The organism is Streptomyces sp. NPDC012835, assembly GCF_042900885.1.
Classification (GTDB): domain Bacteria; phylum Actinomycetota; class Actinomycetes; order Streptomycetales; family Streptomycetaceae; genus Streptomyces.
This window is the reverse complement of the sequence record NZ_JBIBBW010000003.1, coordinates 857,669-879,553: the sequence shown is the minus strand read 5'-3', so window position 1 is coordinate 879,553 and position 21,885 is coordinate 857,669. Positions and strand designations below refer to the sequence as shown.

General features: G+C 72.8%; 22 protein-coding genes. 15 read left to right on the top strand and 7 right to left on the bottom strand.

Features of this window, described 5'->3' with window-relative positions; all coding sequences use genetic code 11:
- Positions 1-45: 45 nt before the first annotated feature.
- From ACFY6S_RS17165 to ACFY6S_RS17150, 4 genes are all read right to left on the bottom strand, one after another.
- Positions 46-276 carry a hypothetical protein gene (locus ACFY6S_RS17165; protein ID WP_388817222.1) on the bottom strand — a complete coding sequence of 77 codons (231 nt, stop codon included), beginning with the start codon at positions 274-276 and terminating at the stop codon, positions 46-48.
- Positions 277-356: 80 nt separating this feature from the next.
- Positions 357-1,421 (bottom strand): S1C family serine protease, encoded by a 1,065-nt coding sequence (locus tag ACFY6S_RS17160; RefSeq protein WP_388817219.1) that lies wholly within the window; start codon positions 1,419-1,421, stop codon positions 357-359.
- Between the two features lie 142 nt (positions 1,422-1,563).
- A complete protein-coding gene (locus tag ACFY6S_RS17155; RefSeq protein WP_388817216.1) occupies positions 1,564-2,586 on the bottom strand; it encodes a LacI family DNA-binding transcriptional regulator in 1,023 nt (340 codons plus the stop codon).
- Positions 2,587-2,610: 24 nt separating this feature from the next.
- On the bottom strand, positions 2,611-3,471 hold the full coding sequence (locus tag ACFY6S_RS17150) for a response regulator transcription factor (protein ID WP_388817213.1): 861 nt from the start codon (positions 3,469-3,471) through the stop codon (positions 2,611-2,613).
- Positions 3,472-4,163: 692 nt separating this feature from the next.
- Between ACFY6S_RS17150 and ACFY6S_RS17145 the strand changes: the two genes are divergently transcribed.
- The 6 genes from ACFY6S_RS17145 to ACFY6S_RS17120 all read left to right on the top strand — a co-directional run bounded on the left by ACFY6S_RS17145 (position 4,164) and on the right by ACFY6S_RS17120 (position 9,114).
- The gene (locus tag ACFY6S_RS17145; protein ID WP_388817210.1) at positions 4,164-4,418 is read left to right on the top strand and encodes a MoaD/ThiS family protein; all 255 of its coding nucleotides are present in this window, start codon (positions 4,164-4,166) and stop codon (positions 4,416-4,418) included.
- Between the two features lie 10 nt (positions 4,419-4,428).
- Positions 4,429-5,841, top strand: a complete 1,413-nt coding sequence (locus ACFY6S_RS17140; RefSeq protein ID WP_388817207.1) for a hypothetical protein — start codon at positions 4,429-4,431, stop codon at positions 5,839-5,841.
- Positions 5,842-6,137: 296 nt separating this feature from the next.
- Positions 6,138-6,887, top strand: coding sequence for a DUF2993 domain-containing protein (locus ACFY6S_RS17135; protein ID WP_388817204.1), 750 nt, complete (start codon positions 6,138-6,140; stop codon positions 6,885-6,887).
- Between the two features lie 598 nt (positions 6,888-7,485).
- Positions 7,486-8,325 (top strand): sulfurtransferase, encoded by an 840-nt coding sequence (locus tag ACFY6S_RS17130; RefSeq protein ID WP_388817201.1) that lies wholly within the window; start codon positions 7,486-7,488, stop codon positions 8,323-8,325.
- A gap of 35 nt (positions 8,326-8,360) precedes the next feature.
- Positions 8,361-8,648 carry a DUF1416 domain-containing protein gene (locus ACFY6S_RS17125; protein WP_388817198.1) on the top strand — a complete coding sequence of 96 codons (288 nt, stop codon included), beginning with the start codon at positions 8,361-8,363 and terminating at the stop codon, positions 8,646-8,648.
- Positions 8,649-8,838: 190 nt separating this feature from the next.
- On the top strand, positions 8,839-9,114 hold the full coding sequence (locus ACFY6S_RS17120; RefSeq protein ID WP_388817195.1) for a DUF3099 domain-containing protein: 276 nt from the start codon (positions 8,839-8,841) through the stop codon (positions 9,112-9,114).
- Positions 9,115-9,219: 105 nt separating this feature from the next.
- On the opposite strand, the gene ACFY6S_RS17115 is transcribed toward ACFY6S_RS17120, so the two are convergent.
- On the bottom strand, positions 9,220-9,588 hold the full coding sequence (locus ACFY6S_RS17115; protein ID WP_388817192.1) for a DsrE family protein: 369 nt from the start codon (positions 9,586-9,588) through the stop codon (positions 9,220-9,222).
- A 364-nt stretch (positions 9,589-9,952) separates the two neighbouring features.
- On the opposite strand from ACFY6S_RS17115, the gene ACFY6S_RS17110 reads away from it, so the two are divergent.
- The 3 genes from ACFY6S_RS17110 (at position 9,953) to ACFY6S_RS17100 (ending at position 12,132) form a co-directional block, all read left to right on the top strand.
- Positions 9,953-10,525, top strand: coding sequence for an FABP family protein (locus tag ACFY6S_RS17110; protein WP_388817189.1), 573 nt, complete (start codon positions 9,953-9,955; stop codon positions 10,523-10,525).
- 115 nt (positions 10,526-10,640) lie between these two features.
- Positions 10,641-11,078: a transcriptional repressor gene (locus tag ACFY6S_RS17105; RefSeq protein ID WP_329065420.1), complete on the top strand. Its 438-nt coding sequence runs from the start codon at positions 10,641-10,643 to the stop codon at positions 11,076-11,078.
- 79 nt (positions 11,079-11,157) lie between these two features.
- Positions 11,158-12,132, top strand: coding sequence for a YgfZ/GcvT domain-containing protein (locus tag ACFY6S_RS17100; RefSeq protein WP_388817185.1), 975 nt, complete (start codon positions 11,158-11,160; stop codon positions 12,130-12,132).
- Positions 12,133-12,232: 100 nt separating this feature from the next.
- Here the strand turns inward: ACFY6S_RS17100 and dtd are convergent, their stop codons facing one another.
- Complete coding sequence (gene dtd / locus ACFY6S_RS17095) at positions 12,233-12,670, bottom strand: D-aminoacyl-tRNA deacylase (RefSeq protein WP_388817182.1); 438 nt, start codon at positions 12,668-12,670, stop codon at positions 12,233-12,235.
- Between the two features lie 199 nt (positions 12,671-12,869).
- Here dtd and ACFY6S_RS17090 point away from each other — a divergent pair, with 199 nt between their 5' ends.
- The 3 genes from ACFY6S_RS17090 to ACFY6S_RS17080 all read left to right on the top strand — a co-directional run bounded on the left by ACFY6S_RS17090 (position 12,870) and on the right by ACFY6S_RS17080 (position 16,199).
- On the top strand, positions 12,870-13,544 hold the full coding sequence (locus tag ACFY6S_RS17090) for an ABC transporter substrate-binding protein (RefSeq protein ID WP_388817179.1): 675 nt from the start codon (positions 12,870-12,872) through the stop codon (positions 13,542-13,544).
- Between the two features lie 142 nt (positions 13,545-13,686).
- Positions 13,687-14,712, top strand: a complete 1,026-nt coding sequence (locus tag ACFY6S_RS17085) for an asparaginase (protein ID WP_388817177.1) — start codon at positions 13,687-13,689, stop codon at positions 14,710-14,712.
- Between the two features lie 245 nt (positions 14,713-14,957).
- Positions 14,958-16,199, top strand: coding sequence for a GNAT family N-acetyltransferase (locus ACFY6S_RS17080; RefSeq protein WP_388817174.1), 1,242 nt, complete (start codon positions 14,958-14,960; stop codon positions 16,197-16,199).
- A gap of 209 nt (positions 16,200-16,408) precedes the next feature.
- On the opposite strand, the gene ACFY6S_RS17075 is transcribed toward ACFY6S_RS17080, so the two are convergent.
- Positions 16,409-17,380 carry a zinc-binding dehydrogenase gene (locus ACFY6S_RS17075; RefSeq protein WP_388817171.1) on the bottom strand — a complete coding sequence of 324 codons (972 nt, stop codon included), beginning with the start codon at positions 17,378-17,380 and terminating at the stop codon, positions 16,409-16,411.
- Between the two features lie 173 nt (positions 17,381-17,553).
- Here ACFY6S_RS17075 and ACFY6S_RS17070 point away from each other — a divergent pair, with 173 nt between their 5' ends.
- From ACFY6S_RS17070 to erm, 3 genes are all read left to right on the top strand, one after another.
- Positions 17,554-18,276: a TetR/AcrR family transcriptional regulator gene (locus ACFY6S_RS17070; RefSeq protein ID WP_388817168.1), complete on the top strand. Its 723-nt coding sequence runs from the start codon at positions 17,554-17,556 to the stop codon at positions 18,274-18,276.
- 73 nt (positions 18,277-18,349) lie between these two features.
- On the top strand, positions 18,350-20,695 hold the full coding sequence (locus ACFY6S_RS17065) for a HelD family protein (RefSeq protein WP_388817165.1): 2,346 nt from the start codon (positions 18,350-18,352) through the stop codon (positions 20,693-20,695).
- Between the two features lie 281 nt (positions 20,696-20,976).
- Positions 20,977-21,798, top strand: coding sequence for a 23S ribosomal RNA methyltransferase Erm (gene erm, locus ACFY6S_RS17060; protein WP_388817162.1), 822 nt, complete (start codon positions 20,977-20,979; stop codon positions 21,796-21,798).
- The last annotated feature ends 87 nt before the right edge of the window (positions 21,799-21,885 follow it).

Below are 21,885 nucleotides of genomic sequence, written 5' to 3'. Positions count from 1 at the left end.
TGCTACCTCGTCAGTCGGTCGGCGGAACGCTTACCACGATGCCTCTCAGCCTCGCACGGCCGTCCGGCGGCGGCGGGCTCCGCGCGCCCCCGGGGCGGTGCGGACCTCGTCCGCGCGGCGGGCGGGCACGGCGGCACGGGCCTGAGCCCGTGGCTCGGCCCGGGCCCGTCGCTCGGCCTGGGCCTGGGCCTGGGCAAGATCATGGACGAGGGCGAGCGGAAGCGCCAGGTCGCTGGGGCCCGCCGGGCGGATGGGGCCGGTTTCCGTGCTGGTCATGACGTATCTCCTCGTGGGACGTGCCGTGTCTCCTCGTGGCGCGCGCCGGGCATCGGCGGCGGACCGCCGGCCGGTCGCCGTCAGCTCGTACCGCCGGCGCGCAGGGTGGCGAGGTCGGCCTTGACGGTGTTGACGGGGATCGCGAAGCCCAGACCGACACTGCCCGCGCTGGAGCCGCTGTCGGCGGACGACGAACTCGGGGCGTACATGGCCGAGTTGATGCCGACGATCTCGCCGTTCATGTTGATCAGCGCGCCACCGGAGTTGCCCGGGTTGAGCGAGGCGTCCGTCTGGAGCGCCTTGTACGTGGTCTTCGAGGACCCGGTGTCCCCGTTGAACTGCCGGCCGCCGAACTCGAACGGCCAGTTCCCGCCACCGCCCTGCTGCTGTTGCTGCTGGCTCTGGTCCTGGTCCTTGGCGACGGTGACATCGCGGTTCAGGGCCGAGATGATGCCGCTCGTGACGGTGCCGGTCAGGCCCTCGGGGGAGCCGATGGCCACCACCTGGTCGCCCACGGCGACCTGGTCGGAGTCGCCGAGCGTGGCCGTCTTCAGACCGCTGGCGCCCTCCAGCCGGATCAGCGCGAGGTCCTTGTCGGCGTCGGTGCCCACGACCTTGGCCGGGTAGGACTTGCCCGTGCTGAGCTGGACCTTCACCGTGGTGGCACCCGCGATGACGTGGTTGTTGGTGACGATCTCGCCGTCCGACGTGATGATCACGCCGGAGCCGGTCGCGTCACCGCCGGCGGAGGTCGCGCTGATCTCCACGATGGCGGGGGAGAGCGCCTGCGCGACCCCGGCGACCGTCCCCTTGCTGCTCTGCGCGACGGGCGTCCCGCTGACCACCGACGAGGCGCTGGTCGTACCGCTGCCGGTCCACCGCCCCACCAGCGCGGCCGACCCCCCGCCGACGACCGCCGCGGCCAGCGCGACGGCGGCGAGCAGCGCCACCGGCCGCTTCGCCCGGTGCGTGGGAGCCGGGGCGGTGGCGGTGGCGGGGGCGTCCGAGGGGATCGCCGCCGGGTCGCCGTACACCGTAGGACCGTACGAAGGCGGCGGCGGCCACGCCTGCCCACCCCCGGCCCCCGTGGAGGGCTGCTGCTGCGTGCTGTCCGCGTCGCCGCTGCTGCGGTAGTTGTCGGTCATGGGAACGACTCTCGGCCCCGTACATGAGAACCGGCTGAGGGTCCGCTGAGAAGGGCAACAAAACCGCGTATGCCCCATATAAAGACCGCCGGGGCCGGTGAGGGGGCCCGTGGGACCGGTGTGCGGCGAGTGGCGGGCGGAGCTACGCGCAGCCGCAGGAGCGGCGGAGGATGAGCGCCGAGGGGAACTGCTTCACGCGCTCCCTGCGCGAACCGGCGACGCGCAGCCCCTCGTCCAGCACCAGGTCCACCGCCGCGCGGGCCATCGCGGGGCGGTCGGAGGAGATCGTCGTCAGCGGCGGGTCGGTGAGACCGGCCTCCTTGACGTCGTCGAAGCCGGCGACCGCCAACTCGCCCGGCACGTCGATGCGCAGCTCGCGGGCGGCGCGCAGGACGCCGATGGCCTGGTCGTCGGTGGAGCAGAAGATGGCCGGGGGCCGGTCGGGGCCCGCGAGCAGTTCGAGCGCGATGAGGTAGGCGTCGTAACGGTTGTACGGGGCCTGGAAGAGACGGCCCTCCACCGAGCGGCCGGACTCCAGCATCGCCCGCCGCCAGCCCTCGACGTGGTCGGCCACCGGGTCGCCCACGGCCGGGGTCGACTCGACGCCGCCGAGGCAGGCCACGTAGGGGTGGCCGTGCTCCAGCAGATGGCGGGTGGCGAGCTGGGCGCCGCCGATGTCGTCCGTGATGACGGCGACGTCGTCGATGTTCTCCGGGCGCTCGTGCAGCAGCACCACGCGGGCGTCCCAGGCGTCGATCTCGGCGGCGGCGCGCTCGCTCGGCCCCTGGCTGACCAGGATCAGTCCGGAGACCCGCATGCCGAGGAAGGCCCGCAGATAGTGGACCTCGCGCTCGTCCCGGTAGTCGGAGTTCCCGACGAGGACCATTTTCCCGCGCTCGGCCGCTGCCTGTTCCACGGCGTGCGCCATCTCCGCGAAGAAAGGCTGCCTGGCGTCGGGCACGACCATTCCTATGAGGTCGGTCCGCCGCGACGCCATCGCCTGGGCTACCCGGTCGGGGCGGTAGCCCAGCTCCTTGATCGCGGCGACCACCCGCTCGCGCGTGGCCGGGGCGACCGGCCGGGGTCCGTTGTTGATGACGTAGCTGACGACCGCAGTCGACGTCCCCGCCAGTCGTGCCACATCGTCCCGCGTCACCTTGGCCACGCGCGGCAGTCTACGCGGGGTGACCTACCTCTTGGCAGGCTGTACGGCGGCTTCTTCCACCGCTTCGCGCCCGCGCGCCGCTTCGGGTCCCGGGCCGGGCCCCGCGTCCGGTCCGGCGGCCGTCGCGCGGTCGCTCCGGTCCTCGGCGGAGGAGGAGGCCGCGGCGCCGGTTTTCGGCTCGGGCTTCTCGGCGGCGCGCTCGGTCTTCTCCGGCTTCTCCGGGGTGACGAAGCGGTAACCCACGTTCCGCACGGTGCCGATCAGCGACTCGTGCTCGACGCCGAGCTTGGCGCGCAGCCGCCGTACGTGTACGTCGACCGTCCGCGTACCGCCGAAGTAGTCGTAGCCCCAGACCTCTTGGAGCAGCTGGGCCCGGGTGAAGACCCGGCCCGGGTGCTGTGCCAGGTACTTGAGCAGCTCGAACTCCTTGAAGGTCAGGTCCAGGACCCGGCCCTTGAGCTTCGCGCTGTACGTCGCCTCGTCGACCGACAGGTCGCCGTTGCGGATCTCCATCGGGGAGTCGTCGGACGAGATCTGCTGGCGGCCCATCGCGAGCCGCAGCCGCGCCTCGACCTCCGCCGGGCCGGCCGTGTCGAGCAGGACGTCGTCGATGCCCCAGTCGGCGGTGACGGCCGCGAGGCCGCCTTCGGTGACGACGAGGATCAGCGGGCAGCCGGGTCCGGTGGACCGCAGCAGCTGGCAGAGCGAGCGCACCTGCGGAAGGTCGCGGCGGCCGTCGATCAGGATGACATCGGCACCAGGGGTGTCGACGAGGGCGGGCCCCTCGGCGGGGGCCACCCGCACATTGTGGAGCAGAAGTCCGAGAGCGGGCAGCACCTCGGTGGAGGGCTGGAGCGCGTTCGTCAGAAGCAGCAGAGAACTCATCGCCGCCCACCTGCCTCGGTCGGACTGTTGTCGTACACGGTTCGCTTGCCCATTACGTCGGTTCCTCCTCGGTCCCTGCGAGGACGTATGCGGCACTGCTGGGTACTGCCGGTACTGCTCGTACTGCTTGGTACTGCTTGGTACTGCTGGTATACGCCTGTACTGCTGGTCCCGCGTGCGAGTCCCGCGTCCCGGGGAAACGCTTTGCCGAACCGTTTCGTTTGAATCGTTCGTGCGTTCTGTTCCTTGTGTCTGTGAATTCCGTCTGTGTCATCTGGCTGTAACACCGGGCGGGAAACACAAAAGGACCCGGGGGCTGCATTGCCCGGATCCTCTGCACAGGAGAATAACCCACTCGCGTTCCGGCGGAGAGGGGCAATCCCGCAGATCACGTGTTCGGCGGGGCGTGCGCGGCGTCGGGCGCACGGTGTCCGGGTGCGCTTCCCGGCGGTCGAAAAAGCCGCGTTCGCCCTGCGTGCGACGGGTGCGGGCGCCGCATCGGCGGGGTGTACGAACCATGTACGGAAGGTTTCGCGTGACGCGGGGCACAGGGGGCGCACAGATGCGCGGAACTCTCCGTCATCATGGGGAACGAGGGGCACGTACAGGCGTACGGGTAAGCACGGGCCGCCGCCGGGCGCGGCAGACAGCGCGCCGGGGAGCGCGGGGAGCGCTGGAGAAGGGGGACGGACATGGCGTCGGGCACGATCCGCTACTGGGCGGCGGCGAAGGCGGCCGCGGGGGTCGCGGAGGAGCCGTACGCGGCGGAGAATCTCGCCGAGGCGCTGGACGCCGCTCGGGTGAGGCACCCCGGCGAACTGGTCCGGGTGCTCCGCAGATCCTCGTTCCTCGTCGACGGCGACCCCGTGGGCACCCGTGGGCATGAGACCGTACGCCTTGCCGAGGGCGGCACGGTCGAGGTGCTCCCGCCGTTCGCAGGAGGGTGAACCGCAGCATATGAGCAACGATCAGCAGTATCCGTACGGTCAGGGTCAGGGCCAGGGCCAGGGCCAGGGGCGGGACCAGGAGCCCGGACCGTACGGGGACCGGGACCCGCGTCCCGCGCCGCAGGGCTGGGTGGAGCCCCAGCAGCCGGTGAGGGGACAGCAGGAGGTCCCCGCCGCGCAGACGTGGGAGGGGCAGACCTGGGACACCCAGTACCAGCCGCAGATCCGGCCGCAGGCGTCCGGACAGGCGCAGGGCGGCGGCCAGGGGCAGGGCGCGGGGCAAGGGCAGGGCGCGGGTCAGGGGCCCGGGTACGCGGACGGACAGCCGTATCAGTGGGCGGGGCAGCCCCCTCAGCCCCCTCGGTCCCAGCAGCCGCATCAGCCCCAGCGGCCCGGTGCGGCGGCCGACACCGCGTATCTGCCCCCGCAAGCCCCGGCCCCCGACCATGGTCCGGGTCCGGCCCCGGCTTCGGGCCCCGACCCTGACCATGGTCCGGGTCCGACCCCGGCTTCGGGTCCGGCGCGGTCTCCCGCGTTCGACGTGCCGTCCGCCGCCACGCACGCCGGGCAGCCCGGCGGCCCGGGGCCTGTCGCGCCCGGCGCGGCCGGTCCCGTCGACACCACCGGTTACAGCGCGCCCACCACCATGGGCACCGCCCGGATGACCGACGCCCAGCGCGCCCGCGCCGAGGGCCGCTCGCCGATCATCCCGCCCGGCATCCAGCCCGCCGGGCTGACCGCGCTGCTCGGACTGCTGATGGCCGGGGGCGCGGCCCTGGGGTCCTACGGGCTGCTCGTACCCCTGGTGCTGCTCCAGGCCGTCACGGCGGCCGGCTGGTTCCGGCTGAACGGCATGTGGCCGGCCCGGCAGGGCATAGCACTCGCGTTCCTCGGCGGCCTCGTCGCCGACGCCGCGCTGCTCGCGGTGGGCCGGGAGAACGGCGCCGCCGCGATCATCGGCACGCTCGGGGTGTGGGTGCTGCTCGTCGTCGTGCTGCAACTGCGCAGCCCCGCGAGCGGCGACGAGCGGATGGCCGGTCTGCTGGCCGCCGTCGTCTCCGCCGCCCTCGCCGTCATCGCCGCCGGGCACTTGGCGGCCCCGCCGGCCGCCGTGACCGTCGGGGCGGTCGCCGTCGCTGTGGCCACCGTGGTCCGCGCGCTGCCGCTGCCGGGGCTCGTCTCCCTCGTGGCCGCCCCGCTGGCCGGCGCGGCCGTCGGCTTCGCGGTGGGCGCTGCCGTGGACGGTCCGGGCGGCGGCTCGGGCGCGCTGCTGGGGCTGGTGGCCGGGGTCTGCGCGCTGATCGGGCTGCGGGCGGCGAGCTACGACTACCCGTCCCGCTTCGTCCACATGACCGCCGGGGTGGCCCTGCCGCTCACCGCTGCCGCGCCGGCCGTCTATCTGCTGGGTCGCGCGCTGGTCTGAGCACGGCGGCCGGTGTCACCGGGGCCGGTGACCGGGTACAGCGGCGGGCGGCGGGAACCGTTCGCCTCCGCCGGGGCGTCGATGACCGGGATCGATCACGTGGGCGGGCGGCATCCGGTTTGCCGCCCGCCCGCCCGCGTTACGCTGCCGGTCACGGCCGCGCGGGCGGGACCGGCAGCGGGACCACGTACGTACACGCACCCGCGCGTACGTCATACGTACATGACCGGTAGGTACGTGACGGTACGTACATGACCTGCCGGGTCATGACCGACCAGGTGGGGGAAGACCGAGCAATGCGCGCACTGCGAATACTGCTGATACTCGTCGTGATCTTCGGCGGCCTCTTCGTCGCGGCGGACCGGGCGGCCGTCCACTTCGCCGAGGGCCAGGTCGCCGAGAAGATCAGGTCGAGCCAGGGGCTCAGCTCCGACCCCGAGGTGTCCATCAAGGGCTTCCCCTTCCTCACCCAGGTCCTCGGCTCCTCCCTGGAGGAGATCGAGATCGGCCTCGGCGGTGTCAACGCCACCGTGGAAGGCCGCACGGTCCAGGTCACCGAGGTCAAGGCGGTCCTCAAGGACGTCGTGATCGACAGCAGCTTCTCCTCCGCTACGGCGGGACGGGCCGACGGCTCGGCCAGGATCTCGTACGCGGACCTCCAGCAGTCGGCCCCGGAGGGCGTGAGCGTCACCTACGCGGGCGCCGAGCGCGCCGCCAAGGGCCAGGTCAAGCTGTCGGGTTCGCTGGCCGATGTGACGGAGGGCGCGGGTGTCTCCGTCCCCGAGCCGGTCAAGTCGCTGCTGGACGGCAAGGAGCTCAGCGTCTACAGCACGGTCTCTCTGGTGAACGGCGACACCGTCCGGCTGAAGTCCGAGAGCCTGCCCACGCTGCCGATTCCGGGCTTCGAGAGTCAGCTGCGCGGACTGGTGGACTACGACATGAAGATCGACGGGCTGCCGTCGACGGTCAAGCTCGACAAGGTGGAGGCGGGGGAGGCCGGGCTGCGGTTCACGGGCACGGGGACGAACGTGTCGCTGACGGGCTGAGGCGGGCCTTCGCGCCGGGGATGAGCCGAGGCGGGCCTTCGTGCCGGGGATGGCCGAGGCGGGTCGCGGTGGGCCGCGGTGGGCCGATGCGGCCCGGCGGTGTGGCGGCGTGGCCCCGGCCGGGTGGCGGCCGGATGGTGAGACGGTGGTGTCCGTTCCGAAGCCGCGGGCAGGATGCGGGGGAGGGTCCGGCCGGCAGCGGCCGTTCGGACGAGGGTCCCGTACCGCGTTCGGTCCCTTTTCATCTCGACTGGTGGATGATCGCGTCTCAGAATGCGACACGGCGGTGACATGGCGCTCGTGACGTACCTACGATCGGTCATATGAGGCTTCAGGCGGACTTCACGAAGCGGCGGGCAGTAGACCTGTGCCGCGTCGCCGCCATGCTCTGTCGCACTCTCTGAGCGGGACGTTCGCGTCCCGTCTTCCGTCGGGCCCTTCGAGCCGCAGCTCAGGACCCCGCCCGGACGCTCCGGGACCGCACCCGGCCCGTACGGCGCCGGCCCGGTGCCCGGAGCCCACGAGTCGCGAGAGCGGCCCACCCCCGCAGCCACCGCACAGCACCATCTCGCCGCACACTGCCCCGGAGGAGAACAGCATGAGCCGCAGTGACGTCCTGGTAGACGCCGACTGGGTCGAGGCCCACATCGACGACCCGAAGGTAGTCATCGTCGAGGTCGACGAGGACACCTCGGCCTACGACAAGAACCACATCAAGAACGCGGTCAGGATCGACTGGAAGAGCGACCTCCAGGACCCGGTCCGCCGCGACTTCGTCGACCAGGAGGGCTTCGAGAAGCTCCTGTCGGCCAAGGGCATCGCCAACGACGACACGGTCGTGCTCTACGGCGGCAACAACAACTGGTTCGCGTCCTACGCCTACTGGTACTTCAAGCTGTACGGCCACGACTCCGTCAAGCTCCTCGACGGCGGCCGCAAGAAGTGGGAGCTGGACTCCCGCGACCTGGTCGAGGCCGTCCCGACGCGCGCCACCACCGCGTACAAGGCCAAGGCGCAGGACACCTCGATCCGCGCCTTCCGGGACGACGCGGTCGCCGCCATCGGCACGCAGAACCTGGTCGACGTGCGCTCGCCCGACGAGTTCAGCGGCAAGCTGCTCGCCCCGGCGCACCTCCCGCAGGAGCAGTCGCAGCGCCCCGGCCACATCCCGACCGCCCGCAACATCCCGTGGTCGAAGAACGCCAACGACGACGGCACGTTCAAGTCGGACGACGAGCTGAAGCAGCTCTACGTGGACGAGCGGATCGACCTGTCCAAGGACACCGTCGCCTACTGCCGCATCGGTGAGCGCTCGGCGCTCACCTGGTTCGTGCTGCACGAGCTGCTCGGCGTGGACAACGTCAAGAACTACGACGGTTCGTGGACCGAGTACGGCTCCCTCGTCGGTGTGCCGATCGAGCTCGGCGCCAACAAGTAAACCTGCCCCGACCTGCGACAGAAGGACTGAACAGTATGTGTGGAGCACAGGCCGGCGGCCCGGACGCCTCGACGATCAAGCCCGGCGAGACCACCATCCAGGGCTCCGTGACCCGTGACGGCGAGCCCGTCACCGGCTACGTACGCCTGCTGGACTCGACCGGTGAGTTCACCGCCGAGGTCCCGACCTCGGCGACCGGCCAGTTCCGCTTCTACGCGGCCGAGGGCACCTGGACGGTGCGCGCCCTGGTCCCCGGCGGCTCGGCGGACCGTACGGTCGTCGCGCGGACCGGTGGCCTCGCCGAGGTCGCGATCGCGGTCTGAGTTCCGCGCGGCTGGTTCACATCCGCACCGGCCGGAGGGCCGTGCCCCAGGGGGTTGGACGCTTCCACTGACGGGGCACGGCCCTCCGCGCCGTTGCGGGGCGCCGCGGCGCCGCTGTTCCCGTACCGGGCGGTACCGCTTCCTCGTACGGGTACGGCGGCTTCCGGCGCTCCGGTCGTACGCTGGGGGTATGTACACGCGGCGCCGTCGCGGCTACTTCCTGATCATGGGCGGATGTCTGGTCCTCTTCATCTCCGCCTGGTCCTTCGTGCGCATCTGGTCGATCCCGGCCGCCATCGCGCTGTGCGTGGTGGCGCTGCTGCTCCCGCCGATCGCCGCCATCGTGGGCAACACCCGCGACAAGGACGACCGGTGGTGGGACGAACCGCCGGAGGACCCGGAGACCCGCGAGACGCGGAAGTCGGAGCGGTGGCTGGACGAACTGGAACGCAGGAAGCGCCGCTAGGACGAGGGCGAGGGCGGGGGCTCAGGAGCGCCTGGGGCGCCTGCCGGGACGCCCCGGGCCCGCCGGGACGCCCCGCGCCCGCCGGGACGCCCCGGGCCCGCTGCCTCAGTAGACGAGCGCCTGTACGCCGTCCGCCATGATCTCGCTGACGAAGACCTGCGCCCCGGCGATCCGCACCCCCGCCAGCACGTCCTTCTCCTCGATCCCGCGCCGCGCCGCGCACTGCGTGCACAGGGTGATCCCGCCACCTTCCTGAACGGTCTCGATCAGCTCCGGCAGCGGCGCCGCGTGCGGCAGCTCGAACTCCGCCGCCCGCCCCGGCAGCGCGAACCACGCCGACTCACCGGTCAGCCACAACGACACCTCGACCCCACTGGCGGCGGCGACCGCCGCCACCGTGAACGCCTGGGAGCAGCGCTCGGGGGCGTCGGCTCCGGCGGTCACCTTGATCACGAGCTTCTTCGCGGATTGCATACGCGGAATCGTAATCGCGGGCGGGCAGCCTCTGTTTGCTGCTGAGACCACGCGGGCGGCCCGGCGCCGGGGTCTCGGCCGAGCGGTCCCGTACCACCTCGGAGCGGTCCCGTACCACCTCGGAGTACCTCGACGAGAGGGCCGGGCGCCCACCCATTAGGCTGGGGCCCGGCCCTACCGCTCGTACCGCTCGTCCGAGGAGCACCCGTGCTTGAGATCTTCTTCTCCACCCTGCTGGTCCTCGTCTGTGTCGGCGTCCTCGCCTTCACCGGACTGGCCGTGAAGAAGCTGTACCAGGGCCAGCGCTGATCTCCTGACCGCTGGTCCGCCCACCTCACCCCTACAGATCGCCTGAGCTGCTCTCATGATCGAGATTCCGTCCGACCTGCACCCGGACCTCGTCCCCCTCGTCTTCCTCCTCGGCGACTGGGAGGGGGTCGGCGTCTTCGACTTCCCCGGTGACGAGAAGGCCAACTTCGGCCAGGAAGTCAGCTTCAGCCACGACGGCCGGGACTTCATCGAGTACGTCTCGCACACCTGGGCGCTGGACGGCGAGGGCAAGAAGGTCAGGCCGATCGAGTCCGAGTCCGGCTACTGGCGCATCGACAAGGACCGCAAGGTCGAGGTCGTGATGGTCCGCGACCAGGGCGTCGTGGAGATCTGGTACGGGCAGCTGGCCGACCAGAAGCCGCAGATCGATCTGGTCACCGACGCGGTGGCCCGCACGGCGGCCTCCGGACCGTACAGCGGGGGCAAGCGGCTGTACGGCTATGTGAACAGCGACCTGATGTGGGTCGGCGAGAAGGCGACCCCCGAGGTCCCGCTGCGCCCGTACATGTCGGCGCACCTCAAGAAGGTCGTCACCCCGGACCAGGTCGCCGCGTGGGCGAAGGACCTCGGAGACCTCCCGGACGACGGCATCGCCTTCTTCAAGTAGTCCCGCTTCACGTAGTCCCGCTTCGAGCGGTCCGGCTTGCGGCGGTCCGGCCGGAAAGCAGTCCGGCTTCGAGCGGTCGGGACCGGGGCCGCCGCGCCTGCCTACACTGGGGGGCGTGGTGAGCACCGACTGGAAGACCGACCTGCGTCAGCGCGGCTACCGGCTGACCCCGCAGCGCCAGCTTGTGCTGGAAGCCGTCGACGTGCTCGAACACGCGACGCCGGACGACATCCTCGGTGAGGTGCGCAGAACCGCCTCCGGGGTGAACATCTCCACCGTCTACCGCACGCTGGAGCTGCTGGAGGAGCTGGGGCTCGTCTCGCACGCCCATCTGGGGCACGGCGCTCCCACGTACCACCTGGCGGACCGGCACCACCATATTCATATGGTCTGCCGGGACTGTACGAGCGTGATCGAGGCGGACATCTCGGTCGCGGCCGAGTTCACCGCCAAGCTGCGCGAGGACTTCGGCTTCACGACGGACATGAAGCACTTCGCGATCTTCGGCAGCTGCCGGGAGTGCACGGCGCGGGCGGCGGACGACGCGTCGTAGCCCGCCGGACCACCGCGGCACCGCCCGGGCGGGTCCGGTCGTGGGCCACTCCGGACCGCCGGGTCGTACGCTGAAGGACATGCAGCCTCAGTCAAGCCCCTTGCTCGCCCTCCCCGGAGCCGTCGCCGCCGAAGGCCAGGACGAAGGCGTCGCCGCGCACTACGGCGACCTGTTCCGTGAACAGCGCGCCCTCGCCGCGGGCCGCGGCCTGGTCGACCTCTCCCACCGCGGCGTCGTCACCGTCACCGGCGACGACCGGCTGAGCTGGCTGCATCTGCTGCTCACCCAGCACGTGAGCGACCTGCCGGCCGGGCAGGCCACCGAAGCGCTGATCCTCTCCGCCAACGGCCACATCGAGCACGCCCTGTATCTCGTGGACGACGGCACGACGGTCTGGGCGCACGTGGAGCCGGGCACGCGGGAGGCGCTCGTCGGCTATCTGGAGTCGATGAAGTTCTTCTACCGCGTCGAGGTCGCGGACCGTACGGACGACTTCGCCGTCGTCCATCTGCCCGCCGGGTCCATCGCCGAGGTCCCCGAGGGCGCGGCCGTGCGGGAGACCCCGTACGGCAGGGACGTCTTCCTGCCCCGCGCCGAGCTGGAGCCCTACGCCGCCGCGCACGGCCCGGCCGCCGGCATCCTCGCGTACGAGGCGCTGCGCATCGAGGGCCACCGGCCGCGCCTCGGCTTCGAGACCGACCACCGGACCATCCCGCACGAGCTGGGCTGGATCGGCGGCGCGGTCCACCTCCAGAAGGGCTGCTACCGGGGCCAGGAGACCGTGGCCCGCGTCCAGAACCTCGGAAAGCCGCCGCGCCGGCTGGTCTTCCTGCATCTGGACGGCAGCGAGGTCCACCTGCCCGGCCACGGCACCCCGGTCCGGCTCGCGGCGGACGGCGCCGAAGGGCGGCAGCTGGGCTTCATCACGTCCTCGGGGCGCCACCACGAGCTGGGGCCGATCGCGCTGGCGCTGATCAAGCGCAATGTCCCGATGGACGCGGAACTGCTGGCCGGGGACACGGCGGCGGCCCAGGAAGCGGTCGTCGAGGCGTAGGGCGCGCCGTACGGCCGGGGGCGCCGGGCGTACGCGGCGCAGAGGCGGGCCACGGCGCATTCCGCGCCCCGCCTCGCCCTCCGCGATCCCTCCGGGCGGCTCACATCTCCAGCACCACCGTGAACGGGCCGTGGTTCGTGAGCGAGACGCGCATGTCCGCTCCGAACCGGCCCGTTTCCACCTTCGCGCCCAGCGCGCGCAGATGCGCCACCACCTCGTCGACCAGTGGTTCGGCCACCGCGCCCGGCGCGGCGGCGTTCCAGGTGGGGCGACGGCCCTTGCGGGCGTCCCCGTAGAGGGTGAACTGCGAAATCACCAGGAGCGGGGCGTTCACCTCCGAACAGGACTTCTCGCCCTCCAGTATCCGTATCGACCAGAGCTTGCGGGCGAGCCGCTCCGCCTGCTCCGGGGTGTCCTCGTGGGTGACTCCCACCAGCACACACAGCCCTTCGCCGGTGATCTCGCCGACGGTTTCCGTCCCCGACCCGGTCACGACGGCGACGCTCGCGCCGTCCACTCTCTGCACCACTGCACGCATACGAACCAACCTATCGGGGGCCGAACGGGTGCAGAGCGGCCGCACGGGCGGCGGCAGGAATGGCACGATGCACAGGAGGCGGTGCGGGGCGTGGCGCGCACCGGTCGAGGGATGGGGTTCCCGCGGTTCCCGGCGGAGCAGTGCCCCTTCCGGCACTGGGGGCGGGGAGCCCCCAGCCGAGTGAGGGGAAGTACGCGTGATGAGCACACCTGGTGCCGGGCAGCCGCCCGGTTCCGTACCCGTATCGGTACCGGCGACCCGTACGACCAGCGGGACGGGCAGCGGTCCGGGTGGCGGGGCCGGCGCGGGCCCCGGCGGCCCCGGCGGTGGCGGTCCCGGTCATGAGGTCCCGCCCGTCCAGCGGGCCGTGGGCGGGGAGGCGCTGCCCGCGCCGCTGCCGTACGACTTCACCGCGCTGCGGATGACCGAACTGCGCGGGCTGCGCCGTGAGTCACAGCGGGACGAGGCCGATCTCAGCTATCTGCGCCGGCTGTTCCAGGGCCGGATCGACATCCTGCGGGCCGAGCTGGCGCGCCGTACCGCGCCCGAGACGCCGGTGGTCGACCGGCTCTCCGAGATCCTCACGGACATCCCGTCGCGGCACCGCTCCTCCGCCCGTCATGTGACGCTCTCCACGCCGCGCGGCGAGGAGTTCCGGACGCTGGCCGCCGAGACCCTCGCGGAGGTGGAGCTGTCGGACCTGGAGGCGCGTACGGACGAGGAGTTGCGTGCGGCGATGGGACGACTGGTCCGCAACGAGCAGCAGTTGTCGCGCCGCCGTCATCAGTTGCAGCGGACGGCGGACGATTGCACCGCGGAGATCGCGCGCAGGTACCGTGAAGGTGAAGCACAAGTGGACGATCTGCTGACGTAGGCGGGAAGGTGACCGGCTGCCGTTCGCCCGTCCGTCCGGCCGTTGCCACGGGCGGAGTCGCGCGTCGCGCGGCGCAGGCAGAATCACCGCCACCGTCCCGCACCGCGTTCCACCTGCCCTGCCCTGCTCCGGAAGGCCGAGGATGACCTCCAGCATGTCCCGTACGCCCGGCACCACCGGTTCGCCCGGCACCACCATCTCCTCCGGCGCGCACCCCCTCGCGCGCGTCGAACCGCCGGTTCTCGCCGAGGTCGTACGGTCCGGCTTCGTGGAGGGCCGCCACCGCGGTTCGCTCGTGCTGCTCGCGGCGGACGGCAGGGTGGAGCTGGAGCTGGGCGACTCCGAGGCGCCGGTCTTCCCGCGCTCCAGCAACAAGCCGATGCAGGCGGCGGCCGTACTGCGCGCGGGGGTCGACCTGGCGGACGAGCGGCTGGCGCTGGCGGCGGCGAGCCACTCCGGCGAGCCCTTCCATCTCGACCTCGTCCGCACGATGCTCGCGGAGCACGGCCTGACGGCCGACGACCTGCGGACGCCGCCCGACCTGCCGCTGGACCGGGTGGAGGCGGAGGCGTACCTCGCGGCCGGTGGCGTGCGCGAGCGGATCGTCATGAACTGCTCGGGCAAGCACACCGCGATGCTGGCGGCCTGCGCTCTCAACGGCTGGCCCAAGGACAGCTATCTGGATCCCGCGCACCCGCTGCAGAAACTCGTCCGGATGGTGACCGAGGAGACGGCCGGTGAGCGCGTCCCCGTGGTCGGTACGGACGGCTGCGGCGCGCCGCTGATGGCGCTCAGCCTCACCGGTCTCGCCCGCGCCTTCCGCCACTTCGTACTCGCCGCGCCCGGCACGGCCGAGCGGCGGGTGGCGGACGCGATGCGCGCGCACCCCGAGTACGTCGCGGGCACCCGCCGTACCGACACCTGGCTGATGCGCGAAGTGCCGGGCACGCTCTCGAAGATGGGCGCGGAGGCCGTACAGGCGGTGGCGCTCGCGGACGGCCGGGCCCTGGCCTTCAAGATCGAGGACGGCGGCGCCCGGGCGCTCGGCCCGGTGCTCGCCCGCGCGCTCCAACTGCTGGGCATGGAGGCCGAGGTGCTGGCCCGGATCGGCCGGGCGCCGCTGCTGGGCGGCGGGAACGTGGTGGGCGCGGTGCGGGCCGCGTTCTGAGCGTGGGTACGTACGGACCACTGCCCGCGAACCGTACGCCCGGACCACTGCCCGCGAACCGTACGCACGGACCGCCGTCCGCGAACCGTACGCCCGGACCACTGCCCGCGAACCGTACGTACGGACCGCCGTCCGCGAACCGGACGTACGGACCGCTGCCCGCGAACCGGACGCACGGACCGTCGTCCTCCACCGCGCCGAAAACCTGATGCGGTCGCCCGTGACCCACGCATACCGTGCGGACCATGAGTGTTGAGGTCCGTACCGTTGCCGAGTCCGAGTACCCCGACTGGGCGCGGGCCCTGGAAACCGGGTTTCTGCGCCCGCCGGTCGTCTCGCCGGAGGTGATGGCCGGGCGGCTGGCGAACAGCGATCCGGCGCGCACGCGCGGGGCCTTCGACGACGGGCGCTGCGTCGCCACGTTCCGCTCCTTCGCGCAGGAGCTGACGGTGGTCGGCGGGGCCGTGCTGCCCTCCGACGCGGTCACCAACGTCTCCGTGTCGCCGACCCACCGCAGGCGCGGCCTGCTCACCCGCATGATGGGCGCGGACCTCGCGGAGGCCAAGGAGCGCGGCGACGCCGTCGCCACGCTGATCGCCGCCGAGTACCCGATCTACGGCAGGTACGGGTTCGGTCACGCCACCCGGACCACCGAGTGGTCGGTCGACGTGGCGCGCGCGGGGCTGGACCCGAGGTGGTCGGGGCCGCGGGACGGCGGCCGGATCGACCTGGTCGACGGCGCCGCCGTACGGGAGTTGGGCCCCGCGCTGCACGAGCGCGTCCGGCTCGCGCAGCCGGGCGCGGTCAGCCGTGACACGCGCTGGTGGGAGACCAACACCGGCCTGGTGGACAGCGGCAACCCGTGGACGGAGCCGTTCCACGCCGTCTACCGCTCGGCCGCCGGCGACATCGAGGGGCTGATGACCTACGGCTCCGACGACAAGTGGGGCGACGCCAAGCAGCCGCTGAACACCGCCTCCGTACGCAAACTGATCGCCTCGACCCCGGCGGCCGAGCGCGCGCTGTGGCACTTCGTGTGCTCGGTCGACTGGATCTCGACGGTGCGCACCGGGCTCCGCGCCCCGGACGACCTGCTGCCGTACTTCCTCCCCGACCCCCGCGCCGCGCGGGTCGTGACGCACGCCGACTTCATGTGGCTGCGCGTCCTCGACACCGTAAGGACCCTGGAGGCGCGTACGTACGATGTGACGGCCGCGCTGGTGCTGGAGATACGGGACAAGGCGGGCCTGGCGGGCGGCCGGTTCCGGCTGGACGCCGGCCCGTCGGGCGCGAGCTGCGCGCCGACCACCGCGTCCGCCGATCTCGTCCTGGACGTGCGGGAGCTGGGCGCGCTGTATCTGGGCGACGAGTCGGCCCTGCGGCTCGCGGCGCTGGGTTCGCTGACCGAGGAGCGGCCGGGTGCGGCGGCGGTCGCGGAGTCGCTGTTCCGGACGCCGAGGCGGCCCTGGTGCCCGGACGTCTTCTGATCCGCTTGCCGAACTGACCCGCTTGCCGAGCTGATCCGCTTGCCGAACTGACCCGCTTGCCGAGCTGATCCGCTTGCCGGAATGGCCCGCCCGCCGAGCTGACCCGCTCGCGGGACTGACCTGCCCGCCGAACTGACCCGCCCGCCGAACTGACCCGCCCGCCGGAACGGCCTGCTCGCCGAGTTGACCCGCCCGCCGAACTGAACTGGTCAGACCGTCAGCAGGATCTTTCCCAGCGGTCCACGCCCCTCGATCGCCCGGTGCGCGTCCGCCGCCCGGTCCAGGGGGTAGGTCGCGCCGATCACCGGCCGGAGCCGGCCCGCCGCCGCCTCCGCCAGCGCCCGGGCCGCCAGCCGCACCCGTGCCTCGTCGGGGAGGTGCGCGTCGGCGATGGTCAGCAGCCGGATACCGCGCTCGGCGGCGGCCTCCGGCGTGATGTCCGCGAAGCCGCCCGTCGGCGCGCCGTGGGCCGAGAAGCGCCCGCCGTCGGCAGTCAGCGGGAGGGCCTCCGCGCCCATGGCGCCGCCGACCCCGTCCAGGACGACCTCGGCGCCCCCGGGGCCGAGGGCTTCGCGGGCACGGACCGGCCAGCCGCTGTCCGTACCGTCGACGACGGTGTCCGCGCCCAACTCCCGTACGAGAGCGGTCTTGCGCGCGCCGCGCGCCACACCGACCACGTACGCCCCCCGGCCCTTCGCGAGCTGCGTCAACAGGGTGCCCATACCGCCCGAGGCGCCGAGGATCAGCACGCGCCCGTCCGCCGCGACCGCCGTGGCGTCCAGGAGGGTGAGGGCGGTGACGCCGTCCTGGAACACGGCGGCGGCGGTCGTGAGAGGCAGCCCGTCCGGTACGAGTGTCAGCGCCTCCACCGGGACCACCGCCCGCTGCACAGCGCCGCCGGTGATGCCCATGGAGGCCACGACCCGGCGGCCGGTCCAGCCGCCGTCCACGGCCGAGCCGACCGCGCGGACCGTACCGGCGATGCCGCCGCCCAGGGTGTACGGGGGACGGACCGGGAAGTACTCCAGCCCCCAGCCCGCCCTGACCTGCGTCTCCACGAACATCGTGTCCACGGCGGCGACCTCGACCACCACCTGGCCCGCGCCCGGCACCGGGTCGGGGGCCTCCTCCGTCCGCAGGACCTCGGGACCGCCGAAGGCCGTCACCCGTACTACGCGCATTCCGATCGCACCCTTTCCGCTGCCGTCTGCCGTCTGCCGTCTGCCGTCTGCCGTCCGCCGTCCGTGTCTCTTACCTGTCGCTGTGAGACCTTCCGGTCTTCCGGTCTTCCGGTCTTCGTCAACTCTCGAACGTGAAGTTCGGTTGAGGTCAAGCGCTGCGTAGGCTCGTCGTCATGAGCGGCGACGACGACAACCGCGGCAGTGACAGCGACCGCGGCACCGGGCCCACGGGGTCCACAGGGCTCCCCGGGCCCACAGGGCTCCCCAGGCCCACAGGGCTCCCCGGCTGCGACCTCGGCCTGCGGGAGCGCAAGAAGCGGCGGCGGTATCAGGAGATCTCCGACGCGGCCGTCGCGCTCTTCCTGGCCAAGGGCTTCGACGGCGTCTCGGTCGCCGAGGTCGCCGCGGCGGCCGACATCTCCAAGCCGACCCTCTTCCGGTACTTCCCGGCCAAGGAGGATCTGGCCCTGCACCGCTTCGCCGACCACGAGGACGAGGCCGCCCGGGTGGTCGCCGGCCGGCCCGACGGGGTGCGCCCGCTCGACGCCCTGCGCCACCACTTCCTGGCCGGGCTCCGCAGGCGCGACCCGGTGACCGGGCTCAGCGACGACGAGTCGGTGTTCGCGTTCCACCGGCTGCTGTACGGGACCCCGAGCCTCGTCGCCCGGTTGCACGGATACCAGCGCCGCTCGGAGGAGGCTCTCGCGGCGGCGCTCGGCGGCGGAATCGAGGGGGCGCTCGGCGCTGTGCAGATCATCGCCGTACAGCGCGTCCTGGCGGAGGAGAACTGGCGGCGGATCAGGGAGGGGGAACGCGCCGAGGAGGTCTATCCCGAAGCGGTCGAGCAGGCGGAGCTGGCTTACGGGCAGTTGCGCACCGGTCTCAGCCTCTGGTGAGAGGGGGAGGAGCGGCACGGGAAAGATTCGTTACCGGGTAACGTTTATGACTGGGTTACGTTACGCTGCCTGGATGACGACGGCACCCGACCCGCTCCCGCCCATCGAGCCCGGCCCCGGCCCGGGTCCTGACCCGGGTCCTGACCCAGGTCGTGAGGGTGACCTCGACCGGGAGCGCGCCCACCACGAACGCTGCCGCGCCGCCCTGGCGGGCATGGTCTCCGACGCCCGCGAACAGGTCGTCACCGGAGAGAACGCCTTCGCCTCCGGAGCGGACGCCGAGGTCCTCGGCCGTCATCTGCGCGGCCACGCGAGGGAGTTGCGGCTCGAACCGGACGGCCCGCTCTTCTTCGGCCGCCTCGACTTCGGCCCGGCCGACGCTGAGCACGGCGGCCAGAGCTACCACATCGGCCGCCGCCGGGTCGGTGAACACCCCGCGGCCCCGCCCCTGGTCGTCGACTGGCGCGCACCCGTCTCGCGCGCCTTCTACCGCGCGAGCGCCCGCGACCCGCAGGGCGTCGCCGTCCGCCGCCGGTTCGGCTGGGCGGCCGGGAGCACCGGGGAGCCGCACGAACTGACCGGCCTGGAGGACGAGCGTCTGGATGCCGGGCTCCCGCAGGCCGACCGGGCGGCGGCGGGGGCGGGGGCGGGGGCGGAGGACGCGACCCCGGCCGGGCAGCGGAGCGGCGTGCCCCTGCCCAGCGGGCCTTCGCCCGGCGCGCCTCCGCCCGGCGCGCCTTCGCCCAGCGGGCCTTCGCCCGGCGTGTCTCCGCCCGGCGCGCCCTTCCCCGGCGTCCCGCTCCCCGGTGCGATCCTCACCGGGGAGATCGAGCGCCCCCGCGTCGGCCCGATGCGCGACATCGCCGCCACCATCCAGCCGGAACAGGACGAACTCGTACGCTCGGAACCGGGCCGCTCCCTCTGCGTCCAGGGCGCCCCCGGCACCGGCAAAACCGCCGTCGGGCTGCACCGGGCCGCCTATCTCCTCTACACGTACCCCCGCCGTATCCAGCGCGGCGGGCTGCTGGTCCTCGGCCCCAACCGCGCCTTCCTCGCCTATGTCGCCGAGGTGCTGCCCGCGCTCGGGGAGGTCGGCGTCCGCCAGTCGACGGTCGGCGACGAGATCGCGTACCACCCGGTCCGCGCGGTGGACAGCGAGGCCGCCGCGGCCGTCAAGCACGACGCCCGTATGGCCGAGGTGCTGCGCCGCGCGCTGTACGGGCGGATCGGCTCGCCCACCGAGCCGCTGACCGTGCCCGACGGGTCGTACCGGCTGCGGCTCGGGTTGGCCGAACTGGCGGAGATCGTGACCGCCGTACGGGCCGAGGCGCCCCCGTACGCCATCGGCCGCGAACGCGTCCGCGGCCGGACCGTACGGGCCCTCCAGCTCCTGGCGGAACGGCGGGCGGGGCCGAGGCCCACCGCGTGGGCGCGGCGGGTGGAACGGTCGCGGGCGCTCACCGCGTACCTCGACACCGTCTGGCCGCGCACCGGCCCGGAAGAGGTGCTGGCGGAGCTGCTCGCCGACCCGGCCCCCTCGGCCGAGGGGATTCTCACGGCGGCGGAGCGGCGCGCGATCCACCGCTCGTGGCGCGCGGGCGCGTCCGCCCCGGCGTCCGCGCGGGCGGCACGGAAACTGCCCTGGTCGGCGGCCGATCTCGTGCTGCTCGACGAACTGGCCGGGCTGATCGAACGCCCCCGGAGCTACGGCCACATCGTCGTCGACGAGGCGCAGGACCTCTCCCCGATGGAGTGCCGGGCCATCGCCAGGCGCGCCGGTTCCGGATCGCTGACGGTGCTCGGCGACCTCGCCCAGGGCACCACCGCGTGGGCCGCCGGGTCCTGGCCCGAACTCCTCGGCCACCTGGGCAAACCGGACGCCGCCGTGATCCCGCTGACCGCCGGGTTCCGGGTGCCGGGCGCGGTGGTCCGGATCGCCAACCGGCTGCTGGCGTCACTGGACATCGACGTACCACCGGCCCGTTCGCTGCGCGGCGAGGGCGAGTTGACGTTCCGTCAGACCGAAGACCTGGCGGCGGCCGTGACCGGGGCGGTACGGGAGGCACTGGGGCGCGAGGGCTCGATCGGCGTCATCGCGGCGGACCGGGCGACGGACCGGCTCCGCCGGGCGCTCACCGGGGCGGGGATCGCCACGGCGGCGGCCGACGAGCCCGGAGCGGTGGCGGCGCGGGTGACGGTGCTGCCCGCGACGGCGGCGAAGGGTCTGGAGTACGACCATGTCGTCCTCGTGGAACCGGCGGACATCGAGGAGGCCGAGGCCCGGGGCCGCCACCGGCTGTACGTGGCCCTCACCCGGGCCGTATCGCGCCTGGACGTCGTGCACAGCAGGCCGCTCCCCGAGGAGTTCGGCCACGGCCACGCGCCGCCCGAGGGCGCACCGCGCGCCGACAGGGCCTGAGCGGGGGCCATTTGACCGCGGGCGCCGTTGATCGAGGGCGCGTTGAGGGCCGTCGTCGAGAGGTGTCATCGAGGGGCGCCATCAATGCCGAACGGCCCCGGCGCCCGTCGCTGGAGTGCCGGCATGAACTGCACGTGCTTCGTAAAGCTGCGCCGCGCATAGCGGCGGCTACGGGACAGCCCTTAGTCACCCACGTTCGACCAGCTCTGCCGCATACGGGCCATCGCCAGTGTGGCGCTTCGCGCTGCCCGGCTCCGGACATCCCCTCGCGGAGCACGCACATGTCGCATTCCCCTGCTCACCCCCACCTGCCCGCCCGAGCCTTCCGGGGCGGGCGGCACGAACTCGGCCAGAACGTCCTGGTCGACCGCTCAGTGATCGACGACATCGACCACATCGTCGCCAGGACCAGCGGCCCCATCGTGGAGATCGGAGCCGGTGACGGGGCGCTCACCCTGCCGCTGAGCCGCCGGGGCCGCCCGCTGACGGCCGTCGAGATCGATCCGGACCGGGCCCGGCGCCTGGACGCCCGTACGCCCGTACGCCCGTACGCCCGTACGCCCGGGAACGTCACCGTCGTCCGCGCGGACATCCTGCGCTACCGGCTGCCCGAGCATCCGCATGTGGTCGTCGGGAACATCCCGTTCCATGTGACCACCCCCATCATCAAGCGCCTCCTCACCGCCGACCACTGGCACACCGCCGTCCTGCTGGTGCAGTGGGAGGTGGCCCGGCGCCGGGCGGGCGTCGGAGGCGCCAGCATGCTGACGGCCGCCTGGTGGCCGTGGTACGAGTTCGAGCTGCGCTCACGCGTCCCCGCCCGGTCGTTGCGCCCCGTCCCCTCGGTCGACGGCGGGCTGTTCACGGTGCGGCGCGGAACGGACCCGCTCGCCGCCGAGCGCGGGCCGTACCAGGACTTCGTCAGGCATGTCTTCACCGGCAGGGGCAACGGCCTGCGCCAGATCCTGGAGCGCACCGGCCGCTTCGACCGGGCCGCGCTCCGGGACTGGCTGCGCCACCACCCCGCCGCCCACCGCGCTCTGCCCAAGGACCTCACCGCCCACCAGTGGGCCTCGCTGTGGCACAGCAGCCGGGGATGGTGAGGCGACTGGGTCGCCTGGCGGGGCACGGTGAGACGGCCGGGCGCGGTGAGACGGCGGGGCACGTTGGGACGGCCGGCACGGTGGGAC

Excerpts from the sequence above, each read along its gene's own strand:
- ACFY6S_RS17080 (WP_388817174.1), top strand. The coding sequence starts at position 14,958 with ATGAGTGTTGAGGTCCGTACCGTTGCCGAGTCCGAGTACCCCGACTGG.
- ACFY6S_RS17135 (WP_388817204.1), top strand. The coding sequence starts at position 6,138 with ATGCGCGCACTGCGAATACTGCTGATACTCGTCGTGATCTTCGGCGGC.
- dtd (WP_388817182.1), bottom strand. The coding sequence starts at position 12,670 with ATGCGTGCAGTGGTGCAGAGAGTGGACGGCGCGAGCGTCGCCGTCGTG.
- erm (WP_388817162.1), top strand. The coding sequence starts at position 20,977 with ATGTCGCATTCCCCTGCTCACCCCCACCTGCCCGCCCGAGCCTTCCGG.
- ACFY6S_RS17100 (WP_388817185.1), top strand. The coding sequence starts at position 11,158 with ATGCAGCCTCAGTCAAGCCCCTTGCTCGCCCTCCCCGGAGCCGTCGCC.
- ACFY6S_RS17085 (WP_388817177.1), top strand. The coding sequence starts at position 13,687 with ATGACCTCCAGCATGTCCCGTACGCCCGGCACCACCGGTTCGCCCGGC.
- ACFY6S_RS17115 (WP_388817192.1), bottom strand. The coding sequence starts at position 9,588 with ATGCAATCCGCGAAGAAGCTCGTGATCAAGGTGACCGCCGGAGCCGAC.
- ACFY6S_RS17065 (WP_388817165.1), top strand. The coding sequence starts at position 18,350 with ATGACGACGGCACCCGACCCGCTCCCGCCCATCGAGCCCGGCCCCGGC.
- ACFY6S_RS17145 (WP_388817210.1), top strand. The coding sequence starts at position 4,164 with ATGGCGTCGGGCACGATCCGCTACTGGGCGGCGGCGAAGGCGGCCGCG.
- ACFY6S_RS17090 (WP_388817179.1), top strand. The coding sequence starts at position 12,870 with ATGAGCACACCTGGTGCCGGGCAGCCGCCCGGTTCCGTACCCGTATCG.
- ACFY6S_RS17120 (WP_388817195.1), top strand. The coding sequence starts at position 8,839 with ATGTACACGCGGCGCCGTCGCGGCTACTTCCTGATCATGGGCGGATGT.
- ACFY6S_RS17140 (WP_388817207.1), top strand. The coding sequence starts at position 4,429 with ATGAGCAACGATCAGCAGTATCCGTACGGTCAGGGTCAGGGCCAGGGC.
- ACFY6S_RS17070 (WP_388817168.1), top strand. The coding sequence starts at position 17,554 with ATGAGCGGCGACGACGACAACCGCGGCAGTGACAGCGACCGCGGCACC.
- ACFY6S_RS17165 (WP_388817222.1), bottom strand. The coding sequence starts at position 276 with ATGACCAGCACGGAAACCGGCCCCATCCGCCCGGCGGGCCCCAGCGAC.
- ACFY6S_RS17110 (WP_388817189.1), top strand. The coding sequence starts at position 9,953 with ATGATCGAGATTCCGTCCGACCTGCACCCGGACCTCGTCCCCCTCGTC.
- ACFY6S_RS17130 (WP_388817201.1), top strand. The coding sequence starts at position 7,486 with ATGAGCCGCAGTGACGTCCTGGTAGACGCCGACTGGGTCGAGGCCCAC.
- ACFY6S_RS17150 (WP_388817213.1), bottom strand. The coding sequence starts at position 3,471 with ATGAGTTCTCTGCTGCTTCTGACGAACGCGCTCCAGCCCTCCACCGAG.
- ACFY6S_RS17075 (WP_388817171.1), bottom strand. The coding sequence starts at position 17,380 with ATGCGCGTAGTACGGGTGACGGCCTTCGGCGGTCCCGAGGTCCTGCGG.
- ACFY6S_RS17160 (WP_388817219.1), bottom strand. The coding sequence starts at position 1,421 with ATGACCGACAACTACCGCAGCAGCGGCGACGCGGACAGCACGCAGCAG.
- ACFY6S_RS17125 (WP_388817198.1), top strand. The coding sequence starts at position 8,361 with ATGTGTGGAGCACAGGCCGGCGGCCCGGACGCCTCGACGATCAAGCCC.